This window comes from Exiguobacterium sp. Helios, from assembly GCF_014524545.1.
In the GTDB taxonomy this organism is placed as follows: Bacteria; Bacillota; Bacilli; order Exiguobacteriales; family Exiguobacteriaceae; genus Exiguobacterium_A.
Genome location: NZ_CP053557.1, coordinates 577,352 through 596,812, shown reverse-complemented (window position 1 = coordinate 596,812; position 19,461 = coordinate 577,352). Strand labels below are relative to the sequence as shown.

General features: G+C 44.5%; 19 protein-coding genes and 1 pseudogene. 6 read left to right on the top strand and 14 right to left on the bottom strand.

Features of this window, described 5'->3' with window-relative positions; genetic code table 11:
* Positions 1 to 10: 10 nt before the first annotated feature.
* Positions 11 to 880, bottom strand: a complete 870-nt coding sequence (locus HNY42_RS03170; RefSeq protein WP_188005084.1) for a cation diffusion facilitator family transporter — start codon at positions 878 to 880, stop codon at positions 11 to 13.
* Between the two features lie 301 nt (positions 881 to 1,181).
* On the opposite strand from HNY42_RS03170, the gene HNY42_RS03165 reads away from it, so the two are divergent.
* Positions 1,182 to 1,505 carry a thioredoxin family protein gene (locus HNY42_RS03165; protein ID WP_188005083.1) on the top strand — a complete coding sequence of 108 codons (324 nt, stop codon included), beginning with the start codon at positions 1,182 to 1,184 and terminating at the stop codon, positions 1,503 to 1,505.
* A gap of 42 nt (positions 1,506 to 1,547) precedes the next feature.
* Here HNY42_RS03165 and HNY42_RS03160 read toward each other — a convergent pair whose 3' ends face one another.
* Positions 1,548 to 1,847 carry an excalibur calcium-binding domain-containing protein gene (locus HNY42_RS03160; RefSeq protein ID WP_188005082.1) on the bottom strand — a complete coding sequence of 100 codons (300 nt, stop codon included), beginning with the start codon at positions 1,845 to 1,847 and terminating at the stop codon, positions 1,548 to 1,550.
* A 195-nt stretch (positions 1,848 to 2,042) separates the two neighbouring features.
* On the opposite strand from HNY42_RS03160, the gene HNY42_RS16340 reads away from it, so the two are divergent.
* Positions 2,043 to 2,954: an excalibur calcium-binding domain-containing protein gene (locus HNY42_RS16340; RefSeq protein WP_304999551.1), complete on the top strand. Its 912-nt coding sequence runs from the start codon at positions 2,043 to 2,045 to the stop codon at positions 2,952 to 2,954.
* Positions 2,955 to 3,064: 110 nt separating this feature from the next.
* Here HNY42_RS16340 and HNY42_RS03150 read toward each other — a convergent pair whose 3' ends face one another.
* A complete protein-coding gene (locus HNY42_RS03150; protein WP_188005081.1) occupies positions 3,065 to 3,985 on the bottom strand; it encodes a tetratricopeptide repeat protein in 921 nt (306 codons plus the stop codon).
* Positions 3,986 to 4,077: 92 nt separating this feature from the next.
* On the opposite strand from HNY42_RS03150, the gene HNY42_RS03145 reads away from it, so the two are divergent.
* Positions 4,078 to 5,349, top strand: coding sequence for a M20/M25/M40 family metallo-hydrolase (locus tag HNY42_RS03145; RefSeq protein ID WP_188005080.1), 1,272 nt, complete (start codon positions 4,078 to 4,080; stop codon positions 5,347 to 5,349).
* A 60-nt stretch (positions 5,350 to 5,409) separates the two neighbouring features.
* Here HNY42_RS03145 and HNY42_RS03140 read toward each other — a convergent pair whose 3' ends face one another.
* The 7 genes from HNY42_RS03140 to HNY42_RS03110 form a co-directional block, all read right to left on the bottom strand.
* Complete coding sequence (locus tag HNY42_RS03140) at positions 5,410 to 5,883, bottom strand: hypothetical protein (RefSeq protein ID WP_188005079.1); 474 nt, start codon at positions 5,881 to 5,883, stop codon at positions 5,410 to 5,412.
* Between the two features lie 181 nt (positions 5,884 to 6,064).
* Positions 6,065 to 8,464 (bottom strand): carbohydrate binding domain-containing protein, encoded by a 2,400-nt coding sequence (locus HNY42_RS03135; protein ID WP_188005078.1) that lies wholly within the window; start codon positions 8,462 to 8,464, stop codon positions 6,065 to 6,067.
* Between the two features lie 68 nt (positions 8,465 to 8,532).
* A complete protein-coding gene (locus tag HNY42_RS03130) occupies positions 8,533 to 9,879 on the bottom strand; it encodes a GH1 family beta-glucosidase (protein ID WP_188005077.1) in 1,347 nt (448 codons plus the stop codon).
* A 22-nt stretch (positions 9,880 to 9,901) separates the two neighbouring features.
* Positions 9,902 to 10,825, bottom strand: a complete 924-nt coding sequence (locus HNY42_RS03125; RefSeq protein WP_188005076.1) for a carbohydrate ABC transporter permease — start codon at positions 10,823 to 10,825, stop codon at positions 9,902 to 9,904.
* A 3-nt stretch (positions 10,826 to 10,828) separates the two neighbouring features.
* Positions 10,829 to 11,725 carry a carbohydrate ABC transporter permease gene (locus HNY42_RS03120; protein WP_188005075.1) on the bottom strand — a complete coding sequence of 299 codons (897 nt, stop codon included), beginning with the start codon at positions 11,723 to 11,725 and terminating at the stop codon, positions 10,829 to 10,831.
* Positions 11,726 to 11,785: 60 nt separating this feature from the next.
* Positions 11,786 to 13,093, bottom strand: a complete 1,308-nt coding sequence (locus HNY42_RS03115) for an ABC transporter substrate-binding protein (protein WP_188005074.1) — start codon at positions 13,091 to 13,093, stop codon at positions 11,786 to 11,788.
* Positions 13,094 to 13,302: 209 nt separating this feature from the next.
* A complete protein-coding gene (locus HNY42_RS03110; protein WP_188005073.1) occupies positions 13,303 to 14,316 on the bottom strand; it encodes a LacI family DNA-binding transcriptional regulator in 1,014 nt (337 codons plus the stop codon).
* A gap of 210 nt (positions 14,317 to 14,526) precedes the next feature.
* On the opposite strand from HNY42_RS03110, the gene HNY42_RS03105 reads away from it, so the two are divergent.
* Complete coding sequence (locus tag HNY42_RS03105; protein ID WP_188005072.1) at positions 14,527 to 14,949, top strand: VOC family protein; 423 nt, start codon at positions 14,527 to 14,529, stop codon at positions 14,947 to 14,949.
* A gap of 211 nt (positions 14,950 to 15,160) precedes the next feature.
* The gene (locus HNY42_RS03100; protein ID WP_188005071.1) at positions 15,161 to 15,340 is read left to right on the top strand and encodes a hypothetical protein; all 180 of its coding nucleotides are present in this window, start codon (positions 15,161 to 15,163) and stop codon (positions 15,338 to 15,340) included.
* A gap of 316 nt (positions 15,341 to 15,656) precedes the next feature.
* Here the strand turns inward: HNY42_RS03100 and HNY42_RS03095 are convergent, their stop codons facing one another.
* Positions 15,657 to 16,103, bottom strand: a complete 447-nt coding sequence (locus tag HNY42_RS03095) for a hypothetical protein (RefSeq protein ID WP_188005070.1) — start codon at positions 16,101 to 16,103, stop codon at positions 15,657 to 15,659.
* Between the two features lie 542 nt (positions 16,104 to 16,645).
* On the opposite strand from HNY42_RS03095, the pseudogene HNY42_RS16355 reads away from it, so the two are divergent.
* A pseudogene (locus tag HNY42_RS16355) lies at positions 16,646 to 16,885 on the top strand (DUF262 domain-containing protein); the annotation flags it as partial.
* A 337-nt stretch (positions 16,886 to 17,222) separates the two neighbouring features.
* Here the strand turns inward: HNY42_RS16355 and HNY42_RS03085 are convergent.
* From HNY42_RS03085 to HNY42_RS03075, 3 genes are read right to left on the bottom strand one after another with little or no spacing between them, the layout of a single operon-like run.
* A complete protein-coding gene (locus tag HNY42_RS03085; protein WP_188005069.1) occupies positions 17,223 to 18,314 on the bottom strand; it encodes a GTP pyrophosphokinase in 1,092 nt (363 codons plus the stop codon).
* Positions 18,315 to 18,342: 28 nt separating this feature from the next.
* Complete coding sequence (locus HNY42_RS03080; RefSeq protein ID WP_188005068.1) at positions 18,343 to 18,567, bottom strand: DUF3006 domain-containing protein; 225 nt, start codon at positions 18,565 to 18,567, stop codon at positions 18,343 to 18,345.
* Positions 18,564 to 19,394 carry a ComEC/Rec2 family competence protein gene (locus tag HNY42_RS03075; RefSeq protein ID WP_370528993.1) on the bottom strand — a complete coding sequence of 277 codons (831 nt, stop codon included), beginning with the start codon at positions 19,392 to 19,394 and terminating at the stop codon, positions 18,564 to 18,566. Before HNY42_RS03075 ends, HNY42_RS03080 begins: the two co-directional genes overlap by 4 nt.
* Between the last annotated feature and the right edge of the window lie 67 nt (positions 19,395 to 19,461).

Genomic DNA, 19,461 nt, shown 5'->3' with positions numbered 1-19,461 from the left:
TTTATCTGCTTCATTCCGGCTCAACGTGGACATGAATATCGTAGACACCATATTCATCCGTCAGCGTATCTTCGACTTTCGTCGCGATATCATGGGCTTGATGGACGTTCAATTGCGAGTTGACGAGAATCACGACATCAACGACTTCATTATTCCCATAATTCCGTCCCTTGATTGACTTGATTCCTTTGACACCTTCTAAATCAAAAATCACATCTTCATACATCTTCAGCTTCTGTTCATCAAATCCATCCGACAATTCGTGGGACGCTTCCGAGAAGATATCCCACGCCGTTTTACAAATCAGGAATCCGACGACGATTGCCGTCGCGGTATCCAGCCACGGCATCCCGAACTGGGAACCGATAATCCCGATCGTCGTCCCGATACTGACCCAGGCATCGGATAAGTTATCCTTCGCCGCTGCCATGACAGCCTTGCTGTCAATTTTCCGTGACAGATTCCGGTTGTAACGGTAGACGAAATACATCACGACGGCAGAACCGATCCCGACGTAAGCTGCGACTATATCTGGCGACTCCTGTTTTCCTTGAAATAACGTCGAAACCGTATCAATCAATACTTGTAACCCGACTGCCATCATAATGAAGGAAGCAACCATCGAGGCAATCGTTTCACTTTTCCAGTGTCCGTATTTATGGTTATCATCTGCCGGACGTCTTGAAATCCGTAAGCCGATCAAAACCGCAATCGAGGCAATGATATCCGTTGTATTGTTCAAGCCATCCGCCCGTAAGGCCGCTGAATCCGCCGTGTAGCCGACAATCAATTTAATGACCGATAAGACAATATAGGCGATGATGCTGATGATTGCACCACGCTCACCAAGCTTTAAATTATCGTATTTTTGTTGATCCATTTTCGTCGCCCCCACTCACTCTGTCGATTAGCAAACCTCATCGTAACAGGTCGAAATCAAGTGGGTCTATAGAAATCATTTTGCTTAAAACTAGTTAATTAACAAAAGACCAATAGTTTTGCCTTAAAGCAAATCATATTTAATCGTGTATTGGCGCTTCTTGTGCAATTTGCGCATACTTCTCTTGCTTCGCTCTACAACATTTTTGCAGAACCCGGTTCCTTTTCAATCATAATCCGTGCATCTTGCGTCCCGAATCAGTAGACTAAAGATACACACCAACAACAGGGGGAACTAACACATGAGTAACTACATTAAGAGTGAAGATACATTTAAAGAGTTAATCGCAAGCGAAACACCGGTCATCATCAAGTTCGAAGCCGACTGGTGCCCGGACTGCAAACGGATGGACTACTTCATGCCGGACGTCGAAGCCCAGTTCAGCGAATTGCCGATCTATACGATCGACAAAGATGAATTCCCGGAAATCGCTTCTGACAATGTCGTCATGGGAATTCCAAGCTTACTCGTCTTCCAAAACAATGAGAAACTCGGTCACTTGCATAGTGCCAACGCAAAAACACCGGAAGAAGTCACAGACTTCCTCAAGAAAAACTTCAACTAAACAGACGAAGATCCATCTCCGACATCGGAAATGGGTCTTTTTTTAACGTTCGCAGGCGATGCCATCTTTGTCACGGTCTTTTGATTTGTTGAGATTGTATGTCGCTAAGCTGACATACGCTTTGTATTTCGTATCTTTATAGATGGCTTTACCTTTTTTATCGTATCCTGTCCGGTTTTTCAGACCTTTTTTCTTGGCGACGCCGCCTTTATATTTGTCATGCATCTCTGTACAGTTCTTGAATGTCTTCGCTTTCGTTGCTGCATGGCTTTCTGCCGACGTCACGCTGATCAATGAAAGACTAAGTACACCGGTCATGATAAGTTTCACTGCTTTATTCATGTCCATTCCTCCTCGTTTTTAAAATACCAAATTTTAGTGATAATTTAATTATAGAGGATTCGTTTAAAATATACGGCTCGTTTTTAACATTTATTTCTTATGAACACATATTTTGTTTAGTTTTTTAAAATCAGATTACCATTTTTTAATAATATGTTATGTTTTACATAATATATTATTAAAGGAGCGAAAAGGATGAATAAATTTTTTCTCATATTACTTGGTATATTAACTACACTTCTTACTGTCGTGCTGTTAATAGTATCTATTACGACCACTTCAATTTTCTCTAGTATTTTATTTATTGTCAGTTTATTTTTTAATTATCAATTCTTCCAAAAAATACGGAATAAAAGGTTTGTTATAAAACGTCCCTTACTTTGGATGATTCTTACTACACTAATTGCATTCTTTGTTTTAGCCTTTGAATTACCTAGTACGGACATGGCTGAAACCAATGATCTTCATACACTTTCAAAATCGGTTGCTCCGGCTAAAGTTCAAAAACCTGATGAATCAAATGTAGATGAAGTAACGACTGAACAGAAAGATGATGATCAGGAGAAAGCTGACGCTAAAGCCAAAGCCGAGGCTAAAGCCAAAGCCGAGGCTAAAGCCAAAGCCGAGGCTAAAGCCAAAGCCGAGGCTAAAGCCAAAGCCGACGCTAAAGCCAAAGCCGACGCTAAAGCCAAAGCCGACGCTAAAGCCAGAGCTGACGCTAAAGCAAAAGCTGAGGCTAAAGCCAGAGCTGACGCTAAAGCAAAAGCCGAGGCTAAAGCAAAAGCCGAGGCTAAAGCAAAAGCTGATGCCAAAGCGAAAGCTGATGCCAAAGCAAAAGCTGATGCCAAAGCAAAAGCTGATGCCAAAGCGAAAGCTGATGCCAAAGCGAAAGCTGATGCCAAAGCGAAAGCTGATGCCAAAGCGAAAGCTGATGCTAAAGCTAGAGCTGATGCCAAAGCCAGAGCTGACGCTAAAGCCAGAGCTAATGCATCCTTTGCGAACTGTACAGAACTGACCCAGGTCTATCCAAATGGTGTTCCCTCAACTCACCCCGCTTACCAATCAAAAATGGATCGGGATAAAGACAATTTTGCTTGCGAGCGATAATCTAACTTTATATGTATTTCAAAAAAACTCTATGAAATTGCAGTTTGGTTTATCTAAAACCATTCTGTCTTTTTCATAGAGTTTTCTTAGTAATGTAATTGTAGAATTGCTTATTTTGAAATAAAATCATCCGCTCGACAAAGGATGGTCACCGCCCAGTTCGGATGAATTCGAAATCCTTGGACAGAACGTGGTGATTCCGGAAGCATCACTGCTGTCGCTTCAATCAGATCAAGCTTTCCAAAACGTTCACGGACTCTTCGAATCAACTGCCGCATATGGTCATACGTGATATCTTGTCCACTTAGCTCAGACAAGGCAGCTTGCAGGACGGGATACGTCTGAAACACGGATTGATTTAACAATACAAGGGTCAAAAACATATGTTGATTTAACATCTCACTTGATTGACCGGCTACATGTAACATTTTCCCGGCATCCGAACTTTTTAGTAATAGTTCACCCTTCTCCGGTTTCGTCTCATGAAACGTTTCTTCATTGATAATCGTTTCACGATCTGCCGAGATTTTCCGGTAGTAGATTCGGTCCAGTACATACTCATCCTGCACGATCATTTCTGCGCGATAACGGTCAATTCGTATTTGATCGATATCACCTTCGATTTGCGATTCCAAATCTTCAAGCTTTTGTAACGCCTCCCGTGTTATCGCCACTCCACAATTCACGAGAAAGATATTCGCTAAGATCAGTTGTGTATCACTTAAGATGTCTGTCCGTGTTCCATCAACTGCTATTTTTAAATGATAGGCAGCTTGTTCATACTCACGTTCACGATACAAAATATAACCTAATCGGTAATTTGCAATCGGATGATGTTTCTCCATTTTAATGGCGTCCAGTAACCACCTTTTAGCCTGACGATAATCCGGAGTGTCCGACAACTTGTAGAATTCTGCCTGACGAACAAGTAAGTCAAGGTGTGCTTGACGCTTGATAGCCCGTTCCTCTTGGGTTTCGTTCGGTAATTCCCGGCGGATTCGTTGCGCTTCCAAATATCCTGACAGTTCCATTCCCTGTGACTCCTTCATTTTTGACGTGTGACAGCCTGTCACAGCTCCCTTGCTAAACTAAAAACAACTTACAAAACAAGGAGCTGTTTGAAATGACTAATTCAACGATTCTATTAGCACGACACGGTCTAAACCGGGAAGACCGATTCAGCAAAACGCACGTCGCCTTTTTGACTGACTCCATTTTACAATATCCGGTTGAAGACTGGAGCGATCGTCGGCTGATCGAGTGGATTCAGCAGGTTCCTTTTAATGATTTACCGGGTCGTGAAGCGATGCTTGATCCTTCGACAAATGATTTGCCTTATCAATCCTTTGATCCATATATTCGGGGCATCGTCCGTTGGCTGAACTCTCTCGACATCGCGACGTTGTCTTGTTGCGACGGACATGGCCGCGGACGGGCTTCCGTTACGTTAAAACAACTTCCATCCCTTGAACAGTGGCAGATGCTTAACCTTGCGTTGCCACACCAAATGACGATGCATTTGACGCGTCTGACGTTACAACTCGATTACCGGAAAAGTGGATTTTCTTCTTTACTATCCTTAGCGGAGCGTCTTTACCGGTTGTCCGAAGACCGGAGCTATCTCCATACCTTACAACTCGAACAATTTAAACATCGATTGCTGATATGGCTTGATATCCCGGGTGTCAGCAAACGGGAGCGACTGGTCGCGATGCATCTACGAAATCACTTAAAATCGAGCACGGATTTCCCGTATACCGATAAGCAGGGAAATGTTTTGGCGACGATCCAGTGTGGTGTCGGACCGACCGTCTTGCTATCAGCTCATATGGACACGTTTGAATCAAAGGACGAACACCGGACCATTTTCGAAGACGGGACGACACTGCGCAGCTCAAGCGGTACTTTGGGAGCAGATGATCGAGCCGGCATCACGGCGATTCTCGAAGTCGTCGATCGTGTGCAAAATACAAACTTCTCCGGTACTCTGAAACTCGCTTTTACCGTTCAAGAAGAAATCGGATGTCGCGGCGCGGCAGGCATCGATCCCGCTTTCATTCAAGATGTGGATGCTGCCATCGTCGTCGACCGCCGGGGAACGCGTGATATCGTCACAGCCTGCCGAAACCTGATTCCGTTCTGTCCGTCCAATTTCGGTTCGTTGTTTGAAGAAGCAGGACGCTTGGCCGGAATGCCCGATTGGCAGACGACCACGAACGGCGGATCAAGTGATGCCAAGGTATTTTCCGACTTCGGCATCCCTTCTGTCAACCTGTCTGTCGGATACATGCATGAGCATACCGAACACGAAACGGTTGATTACGCAGCGACGTTTGAGACAGTCGCTTTGATTGAATCCGTTCTGCATCATCAGCTCATCCCGCTTCGTACTTGAGTATCGTACAGAAGTAACCGAAAAAAGCGCGCCGCGGCGCGCTTTTCAACTATCTGGCAATCAGTACCGTAACCGCTTCGCTTCTAGTCTTTTGGACCGGACACTTACGCCAATCGCCAGCACGATATAAGCAAACCCGGCAAACAGTGCAAACTGTCCATATAATACGTCAAACCAGGCATTGAACCCAAACAGCGGGACTGCAAACAAATAATAGAACGGATATTGAATGCCCGAGACGAGATCAAACCAAAGTTCGCCCAGCCAGTACCGCTCAAAGAACGTCACCAAATAGACTACGATGCCGGCAACAAACCCAAAGCTTAGATAATAGAATACAAACGAAAGCGTCTTTTCTTCGCGGACGAGCATTACCGAACCGATTAAAAAGATCAGCCAAACGAAGGATGCTGCGATTTGAAGCAGTCCAATCGTACCGTCGGGATGAATACTCGCCGACCAGGCATTGATACCAATTGTCGCAAGCAAAAGCACGATAAATAAAACGATATACTGTTTTGTCGAACGAACCATGGTTGTGTTCCTCCTAAGTATGAAATTGCATTAGTGTTATGTTCTCTTAATTGGATTTAAATACCTTTTAACACAAAAAAATAAAACATCCAGGTTCTCCTCTTATATCGAAGCGGAGATTGCCCTGAATGTTTTATGTTTGGTCTTACTTCACTTCTTACTTCACTTCTTACTTCACTTCTTACTTCACTTCTAACTTCACTTCTAACTTCACTTCATCAATCGTCACGTCATGTGCCGCAAACGGTGAGCCGGCTGCTTTCCCAAGCAGGAATTTCAATCCGGCTGTATCATCCTGACCAAGCGTAAAGTCAAACTGATACGTTTTTGCTTCCGTTCCGAGCTCGACAACCTGACTGAAGTAACGTGTATAGGCTGCATTTTCAACCGTCACTTCCAGTGGTCGTGCCACTGTCGACGATGCTTTAAACGTCAGTTGGTACGTCTGCCCTTTGACAAGCTGTAAGTTACCTTGCTCAAGCAGGACGCTCCATGGTTCCTGTCCTTCTGACGTGATGGCCAGTTTCGCTGCCTCATTGACGTTCGAAACGACGGCTTGCGCGTCATAATGGACATACGAACTCCAGAAGTTCAGTCCGTCCGCAAACGAACCGTTTTTGAGCGGTGACCGATCGACCTCGACCGGTGTGACATCGATCAGTTCGACGTCATCCAGCGTGACTTCCCCTTTCGCCGTTCCGAAGTTGAACTGGAGTTGGCTGTTCAAATCCGTCGCCTGTGTCATCGTAAACGGTACTTCGACTGTTGTTGCCGTTTTTGTCAGCGGCACATCATGCGTCGGCAGATAGACTAACGTTCCGTCAGCATTCGTCAGCTTGACCTGCAACTGTTTGATTCGTTCGGCTTTCGTTTTAAAACGCAGGACATACTGATGGTTTTCTTTTAATTGGACACCTTGTTGTGTCAAAGTCGCGGCTTGCCCTTTTGACGGATTGGTCTTGAATGTAAAGTCACGTGTCACCGGATCAACGGTTCCCCTACCTTTTGTCTGACCGGCATCAAACTGCCAGTACGTCAGACGGTCCATCGCGCCCTGGTCAAATGTGCCGTTGTAGATTTGATTGCCGTCCGGCAGTGCCGGTTTTGTTGCTGCTTCATCGATTTCACCGCGTGGTACCTGCTCGACGCGGACATTGCCGATCTTGACGCCGGCTTTCGCCAGACCGAGGTTAAACTCGAGGCGTGCCGCAAGATCCGTTTCCGCTGCCATATCGAATGCAAACGTATAGCGTTTGACAGTTGGTGTTAAATCGATGACTTCTTCATTCGAATATTTCGTGTAGCCGCGTTCCGCTCCGCCGCCGACTTTCGCAACGATCGTCCGCGCTTCTTCACTGCTGGCGTCAAAGCTGACTTCATAGCGTCCGCCTTGGGCGAGGGAAATCTTTTGGATCAACTGGTGGGCATAGTTTTGCGCCCCCGGTTGGTCAATCGTGACATTCGCGAAGCGGGTTCCGTCCTGCTCCGTCACGTTGACTGATCCCTTCCCGCCGAAGTCCGGTAACGTCACATAGTTCCAGTACGTCGGATCAAGGACTTGTGCCCCGTCGGTAATCGTTTTAATCGCTTTTTCGTACGCTTGATCATACACGAGGTTCCCGTCAGCTAACGGCTGTTTCGCGCCGTCCGGTAACGTCACGTCTTCATACACCGGCTCGACCGGTTCGCGGTAATCACGGTTCTGTAAATCGTAGACGCGGACATAGTCGACTTCCATTTCCGCCGGGAACTTCGTCGTCGCATCGACTTCCCCGTCAAACCAGCCGCCGACGGCAAGGTTCATCACGAGATAGAAGTTTTGGTCGAACGGTGCCGGGTAACTGTAGTTCGTTGCTGTGTTTTTGCCTTTGCTGTACCAGTCGTTTTGCGTTTGATAGAGATTGCCGTCAACGTACCAGCGCAGTTCGCCCGGCTCCCACTCGACGGCATACGTATGCCACTGATCAATCCGTCCGCCGTCCGAGAAATGATAATCCTTGCCGGTGTATTTATTGTTCGGCCAGTTTTCACCATAGTGAATCGTCCCCGCGACTTTGTCCGGCTGACTGCCCCACGCTTCCATGACATCGATCTCACCGGACGAAGCCCAGGCGCCGTACTTGTCCTGCTCCGGCAACATCCAGAACGCCGGCCATAACCCTTTGCCGGTCGGTAGTTTCGCTTTGATTTCGTAACGCCCGTATGTCTTGCTGAATAAGCCTTTGGTTTTCAGTTTTGCTGATGTATAGTCGTACGTTCCAAGGGCGTCCGTTGTTTTTTCTTCCTGGGCCCGGATGACCAGTTTGCCGTCCCGGATAAACGAATTGTCTGTTTTGTCCGTGTAGTATTGTTTTTCGTTATTCCCCCAGCCCGGACTGATAGCGCTTCCATTTTGGTCGACAATCCAGTTCCCGGTATCATATGTCCACTTCGTCCGGTCGAGTTGTTGTTTCGTAAATTCATCGGACCAGACCATCTTCCATTTCGTGTTGTCCTTTTTGTCTGCTTTCTCGGCATGACCGGTTCCGGCATATGACAGGACGAGTCCCGTTCCGAGGGCGACTGCGAGCCACTTCTTCATCTGTAATTCCTCCTTTTGAATGAAAAAACAGGCAAGACGATCAATTCGACCTTGCCTGTTTGACGACGTTACGCTTCTTGCGGAAGTGCTGCCTTATGCGTCTGGATGACATTCGCATACCAATGCGCGCTGTCTTTCCAGATTCGTTCCTGTGTATCGAAATCGACATAGATGATGCCGAATCGTTTGTCGTAGCCGAAACTCCACTCGAAGTTGTCGAGTAGCGACCAGAGATAATAACCAGCGATGTTCATGCCTTCGTCATTCAAGTCAGACACGGCCTGTAAATGTTGCGCGACATAATCGATCCGATTTTGATCGTGAATCTGTCCGTCGACGAGCTGATCGTCGAACGCAGCACCGTTTTCCGTGATGTAGATTGGCAAATCGGTGTACTCGGCACGCAGGCGACGGATCAAGTCCTTGAATTCACTTGGAGCGATATCCCAGCCCATGCCGGTCTTGTCGTAATCCGAGTACGCGTCTTTGTGTAAGAAGTCACTCGCTGCACTGAACTCAACCAGATTGCGGCTGTAGAAGTTGATCCCGAAGAAATCACACGGCGTCGAAATCGTCGCGAGATCTCCCGCGTGGATGAAATCGTACGTGTGCACGTATTTCGAGAACAGGTTCATCATGTCGACCGGATATTGTCCTTTGAAGATTGGATCAAGGAACCAGCGATTCGCGTACCCATCGGCATTGTTCATCGCGATCTGATCGTTGATGGAATCCGTCTTCGCATACTTCGGTGCCAAGTTCAACGTGATACCGATCGGCGTCGCTGAGTTGAACTCTCCTTTTAGCATCTCGACAGCTTTTCCGTGTGACAACAGCATGTGGTGGACGGCACGGACGGCTTCGTTCATGTCCGTATGGCCCGGTGCGTGTTGACCGAGGTGATAGCTTAAGAAACCGGCACACCATGGTTCGTTGTGTGTAATCCACGAGTCAACGATCCCGTCGAGCTCTTCAAAGCAGACGCGGGCGAAGTCGAGGAACCAGTCGACCGAGTCACGGTTGACCCAGCCGCCTTCGTCGTACGCCCAGACCGGAAGATCCCAGTGGTAGAGTGTGACAGCCGGTTTGATGCCTTCTTCCTGCAAACGTGTGGCGAGTGTCTTGTAAAACGCCATGCCTTCCGGATTAAACTGCCCTTTGCTCGGGAAGATCCGTGGCCAGGCAATCGAGAAGCGGTACGTGTCGACGCCTAACTGTTTGATGTGCTGGATATCTTCTTCAAACCGGTGGTAATGATCGCAGGCGACATCCCCGTTATGTTTTTCGAAAACTTTTCCGTCCGTATCGCAGAATGTATCCCAGATTGACGGGGTACGGCCACCCTCGTCGTGTGCGCCTTCGATTTGGTACGAGGACGTCGCCGTCCCGAAGACGAAGTTCGGTGCAAATTTCATAGATGTAAGCTCCTTTAACAGTTTATTCTTTGACAGCACCAGCTGAGATGCTGCTGACGATGTATTTCGAGAGGAACAGGAAAGCGATCATGATTGGTACGACGGAAATCGCGATTCCAAGATACAGCGAGCCAAGGTTTTCTGCGACTTGTGATCCTTTTAAGAAGCCCATCAGGACCGGCAACGTATACTTTTCTGGTGAGAACAGAAGGACGAGCGGCATGATGTAGTTGTTCCATGAGCCGATGAACGTAAAGATCGACATCGTCGCGATGGCCGGCATCATCATCGGTAAGGCGATTGTATGGAAGATCCGCATTTCGCTCGCACCGTCCATCCGTGCTGCTTCAATCAAACTCGGGTGCATGACCGTCTGTAAATACTGACGGACGAAGAACACCGTGAACGGACTGGCAATTGCCGGGACGATCAGCGGAATGAAGCTGTCGAGCAATCCTAAGTTCTTGCTGAGTTCGTAGAACCCGATTAATCCGAGTTGCCCCGGAATCATCATCATGACAAGCATGAAGACGAACAGGACGTTTTTTCCTTTAAACTGGTAGAACGCGAATCCGAATGCTGTCATCGCCGAGAAGTAACCGGATAAGACGGTGACGAGGACGGCGATGATCAGACTGTTCTTGAAGCCGGACCAGATGTTGACGTACGAGCTTAACGCCGCATAGTTTTCCGCAAGCGAGTTCCCGGGAATCAATGAGAAACCGGACAGGACTTCTTCGTTTGAGCGGGTCGCATTGATGATCATCATCAAGAACGGAATGATACAGGCGATCGTCAAGGCAATCAGCGCGATATAAATGACACTCCTGCCGAACCAGGCTTTTTTCTGTTTCGGCGGCGGCGTCAATTTCAGCGGGCGTTCGGAACGCTCCGGTTGTTCTTCCGTTTGTGGCACGATCCGACGTGCTTCTGCATTTCGTTCCATCGGTCAGGCTCCTTTCGGTGAACGTTCTTTTCGGAACATCCCTTTGAAGACGATAATTGAAAAGACGAGTGTAATGGCAAACAATCCGTATGCGACAGCAGCGGCGTAGCCGTAGTTGTTGTACTTAAAGGCTTGGTTGTACAGATAAAGTACCATCGTGTTCAAGGCACCATCCGGCGCACCGACACCATCCGTGATCAACATCGGTAAATCGAACAATTGCAGTCCGCCAATCAATGACGTGATCATGATGTAGAGCAGGATTGGTTTTAAGAGCGGTAACGTGATCCGTGAAAAAATTTGCCAGCGTGTCGCACCGTCAATCAGTGCCGCTTCGAAATAATCCTTCGAGATACCGGATACGCCGGCCATGACGACGATGAACGAGTGACCGAGCCACATCCAGGTCAGGATGAGGGAGACGGAAATCTGTGCTGTGACCGGTTGTGTCAACCAGTTGATCGGCTCGGAAATCAAACCGATTTTCATCAGCATCATGTTCAGTGAACCGTGCTGCCAGTCGAGTAAAATCCCGAACAGCAAGGCAACCGAGCTGATCGTGATCAAGTTCGGCAAGTAGAATGTCGCGCGGAAAAAGGCGAGCCCTTTTAACTTAAGCTGTAAATCCGAGAACAGTAAGGCGAGCATCAACGCTCCCCCGATTTGCAGGAAGAAGTTCAGTCCCCAAATCTTGATCGTATTGAAGAACGCTTCAATGAAGTACGTATCCCCAAGCAAACGCGTATAGTTCGCGAGTCCGACGAGTTGTTCGCCTTCTGCGCCTGTGTAGTTGGTAAAACTGTAATAGAACGTCAAAGCAACCGGATAGATGCTGAAGATCAAGAAAACGATCCAAAACGGTGCAATGAACAGATAACCATGGCGGTCGAGTTTTTTCACAGGTCAAACCCCTTTCTTAAATAAGAAAAGGTGAAGCGAGGATCGCCCCACCTAGACTCCTTACTCCGGTACTTTTACGTCCGGATACGCATTTTTGACTTTTTTGTAGAATTCAGCAAGTGCTTCGTCTTTTGATTTTTTGCCTTGGACATACTCCATGACAGACGCACCGTACAATGTGTCGAGCTGTTGGTCGTACTTCGTCACGATTCCCGGTGTGATCTTGTCTGCTTGATCAAGGAAGAACTCGTAGTTGTTCTGTCCGCCGAGGAACTCATCTTTGAAGTCTGTTTTGATTTTATCCGTAACCGGTTTGTAAGCGAGGACGTCGCCTGTTTCTTTCGCCCAGTCTGTCAGGAACTCTTCGTCTTGCGTCATCATCTTAACGAAATCATACGCAAGTTTTTGTTTCTTCGAATCTTTGTAGACACCTAACCATGTACCGCCCCAGAAGTATGGGCTCGGTCCGCTTGTGACAGCCCAGTCACCGGCTGATTTCTTCGCGTTTTCTTTTAAGACACTGTGTAAGCCCCATGTCGGAAGGACATATGAGAAGATTTCTGTTTCAGTTTCTTTGCCGTTTTCTTTGACTTTGACCGGCTTATCCATTCCAGCGAACCATGATGGAGACCATTCCGGCGCAAGTGCTGTGTATTGTTTCGTCCGTAATTCTTTTGCGTAATCCATGTAGTTTTTCTTGTCTTCTGTCACGACGAGTTCCTGTTTGTCGTTGACCCAGGCTTGCGGCTCATTGCCTTGTGCGAACCAACGGATTGATCCTTCATCCGGGAACATTTTGTAGCCTTTGCCTTTCATCTTCTCAGCGACTTCGAAGACACCGTCCATCGAGTTCATCATCGCACCGATTTCTTTTGGATCATCTGTGCCGAGAACTTTTTTCGCGATGCTTCGTTTGTAGTAGACGCCACCTGGTGTTGTTTGCCATGAAAGAGCACGAACGTTACCGTCTTTGTCTTTCCCCATGTCATAGACATACGGGATATAGTCATCTTTGACTTCGCCTGCGTTAAACGGTTTTTCCGAAAGGTTTGCCCAGTAGCCGGCATCGACCCATTGTTTTAAGAAGGCAATCTCACCTGTGAAGATATCCGGTGCACCGACGCCGCTCTCAAGTGCCGGTTTTAACTTTGTCGGGTAATCCGCGATCGGAACGATCGTCAATTCGACTTTGACGCCGTTTTTCTCTTCAAACTTTTTGATTGGTTCTTTTAACTCATCCGTGAACGACCAGATTTTCAGGACTTCCTTGCCGCCGCTCGTTTTTTCTTCTTCACCGCCTGAACATCCTGCTAAAATGCTTGCTGTTAATGCGCCGATTGTTAATACGCTGACAAACTTCTTCTTCATGTCATCCCATCCTCGTCTTGTTTTAGTAGTCCCCTAAGTAAGCGGTCTCATTTATTATTCAAAAATATCGAAAGCGCTTTCGTAAATGGTCTGAAAAAAGTTCCGAAAGCCCTTTCGGAAACGTACAAAAAAATATAGTATAGTATGGATTTCGAAACCGCTCTCGCGTTTTCTCGAAGACAACCTGCGAGAGCGATTTCGAAAAGGTGTTATGCTTTGACAGGTCCCGTCGACTGGCGGACGATCAGTTCGACCGGAATGATATCCGTCGTCATGACCCGCTTCTTGTTGACGATCTGTTCGATTAAAAGGTTCGCTGCATGCTGTCCGATCGTATCCGTATCTTGCCGGACCGTTGTCAGCTTTGGTGTAATGAACTTAGCCAGTTCGATGTCGTCATAGCCAACAATCGAAATATCTTCCGGAATCCGTAAGCCAGCTTCATGAATCGCGTCAATGGCACCGATGGCCATTTGGTCACCTGCAACAAAGACAGCCGTTGGTTGTTCCGGCAGTGCGAGTAACTCTTGCATTGCCTGTTTTCCTTCTTCGACCGAAAAGAATCCTCCGCTGACGATATATTCATCAGGAATCGGTAATCCTAAGCGTCCCATTGCTTGTTTGTACCCTTCAATCCGAGCCGATCCTGCGTCAGTCGTACTATCCCCTGCGATATGGGCGATAAGTCGATGACCGAGCTGGTGTAAGTGATTGACGGCAAGTGCGCCGCCGGTCAGATTATCCGAGAAAACGACACTGCAATCCGTACTGTCCATATCAACGACAACGATTGGAATCGTACTTTGAATCAGTTCCTGAACGTGTTGGTCCATTTGATCGGAACAGATGACGACGATGCCGTCGACCGCCCGATGCCGGAAATGCTCGAGATAACTCATGTCCCGATTACGCAAATTCCGTGAAGCGAAGATTAAGTCATAGCCTTGTTGCTCTGTTGCTTTTCGGAAACTTTCGATGATCGCGTTGAAAAACGGATGCATCATTCCGACGCCGTGTGCTTCCGAGAACATGACGCCGATTGTCCAGGACCGTTTTGTCGAAAGTGACTGGGCATGCGCGTTTGGTAAGTAGCCCATATCGGCTGCTGCCTGAACGATTTTTGCTTTCGTCTTCTCACTGACATCGGAATAGTTATTTAAGGCTTTTGAGACCGTGGTGATCGAAAAACCGGTTATTTTCGCTAAATCATAAATTGTACCCATGTAACCACTCCATTTCACCGAAAGCGCTTTCGATAAATTTAGTATAGACGGTGATTTGGAAAGATACAACCATTTTTTTAGAATTTAATCGGAATTCGCAAATAAATGATATCGCTTTCATTTTGTACTCGAGAAAACTTTAAATAAGAACAAACGTTTGGTATACTATAAATATCAGTCAGCCGTGTTTAAATGGAGAGGAGCATTACTATGCCGATTACCCCCTATCTGGTTTTCAACGGTAATACCCGTGAGGCGATTCATTATTATGCCAAAGTTTTTGGTCAAGACATTCCTGAGATCATGGAGTTTGGTTCCGGCAATGGTCCGGACGGTCAACCGTTTGAAAAAAATGTCCAGTCGCTTGTCCTGCATTCGCAATTGATTATTCATGGGACACGCGTCATGTTTTCTGATGCGATGCCCCAGGATCCGGTGACGATCGGACAAAATGTCACGCTGGCCCTGCATCTGCCGGACATCCAAGTCATTCACAAGACATTCGACAAGTTGGCACAAGACGGCAATGTCATCATGCCGATTCAAAAAACGTTTTGGAGTGAAGCTTATGGCATCGTCGAAGATCCGTTTGGTGTTCAGTGGCAGCTCAATCATGAAGTGAGTGAAGAGTGACGGCTTAAATCACAACCTCCCCTGTTCAAATGAACAGAGGAGGATTTTTTATGTGAAATCAACTTCATTTGTCTTTCAAGAGTGTAAGATGACAAACTCATAAAACTGCTTCATCATTTTAGGTTCTATTAGGTTTTTGTCGGCACAGTAATAGTCTTTAGGACACTACATACCAATATTTTTATTAGATGATAAAGAAGGAGGAAAATCTATGCGTAAAATCGATTATGTCATCTTTTTCATTTTATTTTTCTTATTGAACCTTTTAAATTTCCTTGGGACGCCGGATTGGAAGGAAATACTAGCTATTTTTATAGTTGCTACACTTGAAGCATTGATTGCGGGAACAATCACGAACGTTATTTCACGGATTTTCTTTAAAAAGCGTTAAATTAAACGGAAGAGTGGCTGACAAATCGAATAATTCAGGAACCCTTCATTTCTAAGCGTAAAGTAAGTGGTAGTAGTTCAAGGCGTATTCATTTACTTGGCCACTCAAAACCCATTTCAGAGAAAGAAATTTTACTCTCTTCTATACCTTCGACATCAATGGCATCTAGTGCTTGAATATCCTCTACGGATAAAGTGATAGTTCGCGCAGGATTGGCTAATTTTAAGTGATACAGTTTTTTTAATAACGTCAGCTGTTGTTCTCTGAGTTCATAATACTCTTCCCAATGGTCAACTCCATTTTCATACTCCGATGCCTATATTTCTAAAAGGTGTGCCCCTTGTTCAATCATGTCGTCATATTGATGACTAGAAAAAGCTTGATTATCATTCCCCCACAAGACAGTAGTGACGATAGGAAGAGCTGCGCCATCTACCTCATCTAACAAGTATTGAAAGGTATCTTGTTCAGCTATTTTTTGTACGCGTTGCAGAGCTTGGCTGAACAGTTCTTTTGCTTCTGTCATCTCTACAGAGAATTCTTCGTTTCTAAATCCTCCGACAAAAAAATCTTGACTAAATGTAACTGTCCCTCTGCTACCTTGACCATCATTTGTACTGTAATTGTTACCATCCCAGGAATGTTCATACGCAAAGTCAGGATTATTCGCGACAAAGATAGCGTGAGCGATGGAGCCGAGCATACATCCTTCCCATATCGCTTGACGTTTCCATCCTGAATCTAAAACTTGGTATTTTTCCATTTTGACCTCCTATGTTTGCTTAATACGTTGGATTTTCTTCTATTTTCTTCACGAGTGGAGCCTTGAGCATTTTTGAAGAACTAGTATAAGTTCCGTAACCTTCTTTCAGCACTACTTAAGCCTCCATGCTGCATCTGGATTGACTTTCAAAATAAAGCATATAAGTCAGTGTTTCAGTATTTGTCATCTTCTCGAATTTTAGAAGTCTTTCGATCAGATAGAGTCTAAAATTCATGAAATATACTTTTCAGTTAGAACTTTTACAATATAAATTGATACTTCACTGATAGAGTACATAAGTCATTAAAAAAATAGGTATATATGTAAAAAATAGGTATAATAAAAAGAAAAAATAAAGGAGACACCTAATGGCCCTACTAACAAATGAACTAAAAATACTTCCACTAAGTAATTTATTCAGCATTCCCCTCTGTATCCCCTCGTATCAAAGACCTTATAAATGGAGTGCACGATCAACCAACCTTTTATTTATAGATACTTATGAGGCGTTTCAGAACGATTTATCTTAATACCGTCTTGGGTCTATCATTCTTCAAAAAGACAGCCTCAATAAGTATAATATCGTCGACGGTCAACAACGACTCACTACACTTTCGATATTATTTTACTGTTTAGGCGATACAAACCAGCCACTATTACAAGCAAATTATTCCGAACTATCTACAAATACGATACTGAAATCGCTAAAATACACTTTCTCATCTGTATCGAATTCCATTAATATGAATGTGATATCTGAAATAGACTTAGAAGACAGATGAGAAAACAACAGAAAAGAAAACAAATGCTATTTTAAACGGATGACCAATAAGAGCCACACTACTTTAAGCGTAAAGTAGTGTGGCTCTTACTATTAAAAAACAAATTTTAATAATTCTTTTTAATCTAATGAATTATACATATGGATTAAGTACTGAAACATGATTTTTTTATACTCCGAATAAAAGTTTAACCAAACTAATTAATTTTTGATCGTAAGAAGTAATTAAATTTAAAATCTATAATTTAGTAAGTACATAACTTAATCTAAATATTAAAAAATTTAAATAGTTACTCCAATTTAAAATATCTTCTTCTAGACAATACTTTACACAAGTGTTAATTAACAATTTTTAAAGGTGATTCTGTAAATACTTTTTTCAATTCAGGATAAAATTCGCATATTATATCTAATTCTTCCTTTAACATAGTCATTGAGTCATCTTTTAACAACACATCTTTAAAATATTTATTTTGAAAATGTATTATCATTTTCAATCTGAGTATTGTAATGAAATTTTGAGGTCCAAATTTAGTATTTAAATTATTTAATACACATAAAAAATTACTTTTGGATTGTTCACTAAAAATATTTTCTAGTTTTTCAAGTGTATTTACTCCTAAAGCATTTAATTCTTCAATTACCGTTTTATCTCTGTCATTAAAACTTGCTTTTACTATATTATTTTTAATTTCCTTTTTAAATTTACCACATAAATATACAAGTAACGATGTACTGTCAATTTGGTATGATAAATTACCTCTTTTGGCTTCTTCAGATACTTTTTCTGAGTACATTTCAATTTCTCTCGATAACCTATCAAACTCTCTATCAATCATCTCTAAGCTTGCAGATGCTAAGGCAAATCTTCTTCTAATATCATTTTCTTCTGGGAGTTTTTTATTAAATTTATATGTTCTATCATGGGAAATGTCTGCCCACGCATGTTCTAAAATGGTCCTTACTTGTATTTCAAAACACTTATCATTTAAATACACATATTCTGGCATTTCAGATCTGTTATCACCTACCTTTGCCACATAGTGAATGGATCTATATCCGACTTTATCTTCTCCTAACTCTTCACTTTTATTTGAACTATTTTCGATATCTATTTCAAATAATTCTTCAATCTCCTTACAAACTTTATCTACATCGGACTTAACGAATGTAACTATCCGAATCCCTATATAATCATGAATTTGAGACTTTGGATCTTTATAATTTTTATTTTTTATTTTATTCAGCAAGCTATCCTTATCTTTTATTCTATAGGTCACGGAATGATATTTAATACCTTTATGCTCAATTATTTCTTTTATGAGATTAGTGATTTTAATAGCTAATATTTCGAAAATTTTAAACTCCTTATCATACCAAAGCTCAAATTTTTTATTATCAAAATTAGTATTTTCTAAATTTTTTTCCATTTCAAATCTCCCTTATCATTTTTACATTTTAGTCTTCCCATAACTCTTCCATCAACTCATCGATTTCGTCTGACAGTCGCTGCCGTTCGCGGTCATCTTTTTCAATATGACCATATTCATCAATCCAGATGACATCGCCCGACTCCACCGTCATCGGGAAGCGAGAAATCAGGATGTCACGCATCCCATCGTCGAACTCGACGACGACCCACTTCCCCTCAATCCGGTCGATGATCCCTTTTCGCTTCGTCATTTCGATTTCTTGATCGTATAGGACGATCCGTTCCCTTCGAAGACGATTGTGCCACTCTTATCTGTCCGTAGCATCGTCGCCTTTGCACGCTTCAAGTTCGTCACGACTTCCTTCGTCGGGTGTCCATAAGCGTTCTTCCCGACACTGATGACGGCATACTTTGGCTTAACGTATTTAAGGAACGTCGCACTCGTCGAGGTCTTTGCACCATGATGCCCGACCTTGAGGACGTCCGCACGCAGCGTCTTCTTCTTCGCAATCATGTCCTGCTCCGATTTCAATTCTGCGTCTCCTGTGAAGAGGAAAGTATTTTTCTTATAGGCGACGTGTAACACGGCACTCCAGTTGTTGAGATCACTCATAGCATAATCCTTCACCGGTCCGACGAACTGCGCCTTCACGCCTTTAACAGGAAGCGAGACGCCGGCCTTCGCCATCTTAATCGTCAGTTTCTCGCGTTTGACGGCCAGCAGGAAGTCCTTATAGGCTTGCGTCGTGTGTTTGACCTTCGGGGCATAGATACTCTTGACCTTGAACGAATCGAGGACTTCATCGAGTCCTCCGATATGATCGGCATCCGGATGTGTCGAAATCAGCATCTCGATGTCGCCGACCTTCTGTTTCTTCAGATAGGCGACGAGCTCATCGCCCTTTCCTTTATTCCCACCGTCCATGACGATATCCTCACCACTCGGCATCTTGATGTAGATCGCATCACCTTGTCCGACATCGATATAGTGGACCTTGATTTTCGGCGTCGCCGCCTCCGCGCTCTGTAAAGGTCCTACTAATAAACCAACACTCGCGAATGCCAGACTGGCACCCATCCATTTTCGTTTCATCTTGCATCGCTCCATTCTCTATTCGTAAGTTATTTTAATTATACAGTGAACA

Coding starts and splice junctions, on each gene's coding strand:
- HNY42_RS03170 (WP_188005084.1), bottom strand. CDS start 880: ATGGATCAACAAAAATACGATAATTTAAAGCTTGGTGAGCGTGGTGCA.
- HNY42_RS03140 (WP_188005079.1), bottom strand. CDS start 5,883: ATGGTTCGTTCGACAAAACAGTATATCGTTTTATTTATCGTGCTTTTG.
- HNY42_RS03095 (WP_188005070.1), bottom strand. CDS start 16,103: ATGGAAAAATACCAAGTTTTAGATTCAGGATGGAAACGTCAAGCGATA.
- HNY42_RS03105 (WP_188005072.1), top strand. CDS start 14,527: ATGCCGATTACCCCCTATCTGGTTTTCAACGGTAATACCCGTGAGGCG.
- HNY42_RS03150 (WP_188005081.1), bottom strand. CDS start 3,985: ATGGAACTGTCAGGATATTTGGAAGCGCAACGAATCCGCCGGGAATTA.
- HNY42_RS03080 (WP_188005068.1), bottom strand. CDS start 18,567: ATGACGAAGCGAAAAGGGATCATCGACCGGATTGAGGGGAAGTGGGTC.
- HNY42_RS03075 (WP_370528993.1), bottom strand. CDS start 19,394: ATGGGTGCCAGTCTGGCATTCGCGAGTGTTGGTTTATTAGTAGGACCT.
- HNY42_RS03115 (WP_188005074.1), bottom strand. CDS start 13,093: ATGAAGAAGAAGTTTGTCAGCGTATTAACAATCGGCGCATTAACAGCA.
- HNY42_RS03085 (WP_188005069.1), bottom strand. CDS start 18,314: ATGGAAAAAAATTTAGAAAATACTAATTTTGATAATAAAAAATTTGAG.
- HNY42_RS03165 (WP_188005083.1), top strand. CDS start 1,182: ATGAGTAACTACATTAAGAGTGAAGATACATTTAAAGAGTTAATCGCA.
- HNY42_RS03135 (WP_188005078.1), bottom strand. CDS start 8,464: ATGAAGAAGTGGCTCGCAGTCGCCCTCGGAACGGGACTCGTCCTGTCA.
- HNY42_RS03110 (WP_188005073.1), bottom strand. CDS start 14,316: ATGGGTACAATTTATGATTTAGCGAAAATAACCGGTTTTTCGATCACC.
- HNY42_RS03145 (WP_188005080.1), top strand. CDS start 4,078: ATGACTAATTCAACGATTCTATTAGCACGACACGGTCTAAACCGGGAA.
- HNY42_RS03160 (WP_188005082.1), bottom strand. CDS start 1,847: ATGAATAAAGCAGTGAAACTTATCATGACCGGTGTACTTAGTCTTTCA.
- HNY42_RS03100 (WP_188005071.1), top strand. CDS start 15,161: ATGCGTAAAATCGATTATGTCATCTTTTTCATTTTATTTTTCTTATTG.
- HNY42_RS03130 (WP_188005077.1), bottom strand. CDS start 9,879: ATGAAATTTGCACCGAACTTCGTCTTCGGGACGGCGACGTCCTCGTAC.
- HNY42_RS03125 (WP_188005076.1), bottom strand. CDS start 10,825: ATGGAACGAAATGCAGAAGCACGTCGGATCGTGCCACAAACGGAAGAA.
- HNY42_RS16340 (WP_304999551.1), top strand. CDS start 2,043: ATGAATAAATTTTTTCTCATATTACTTGGTATATTAACTACACTTCTT.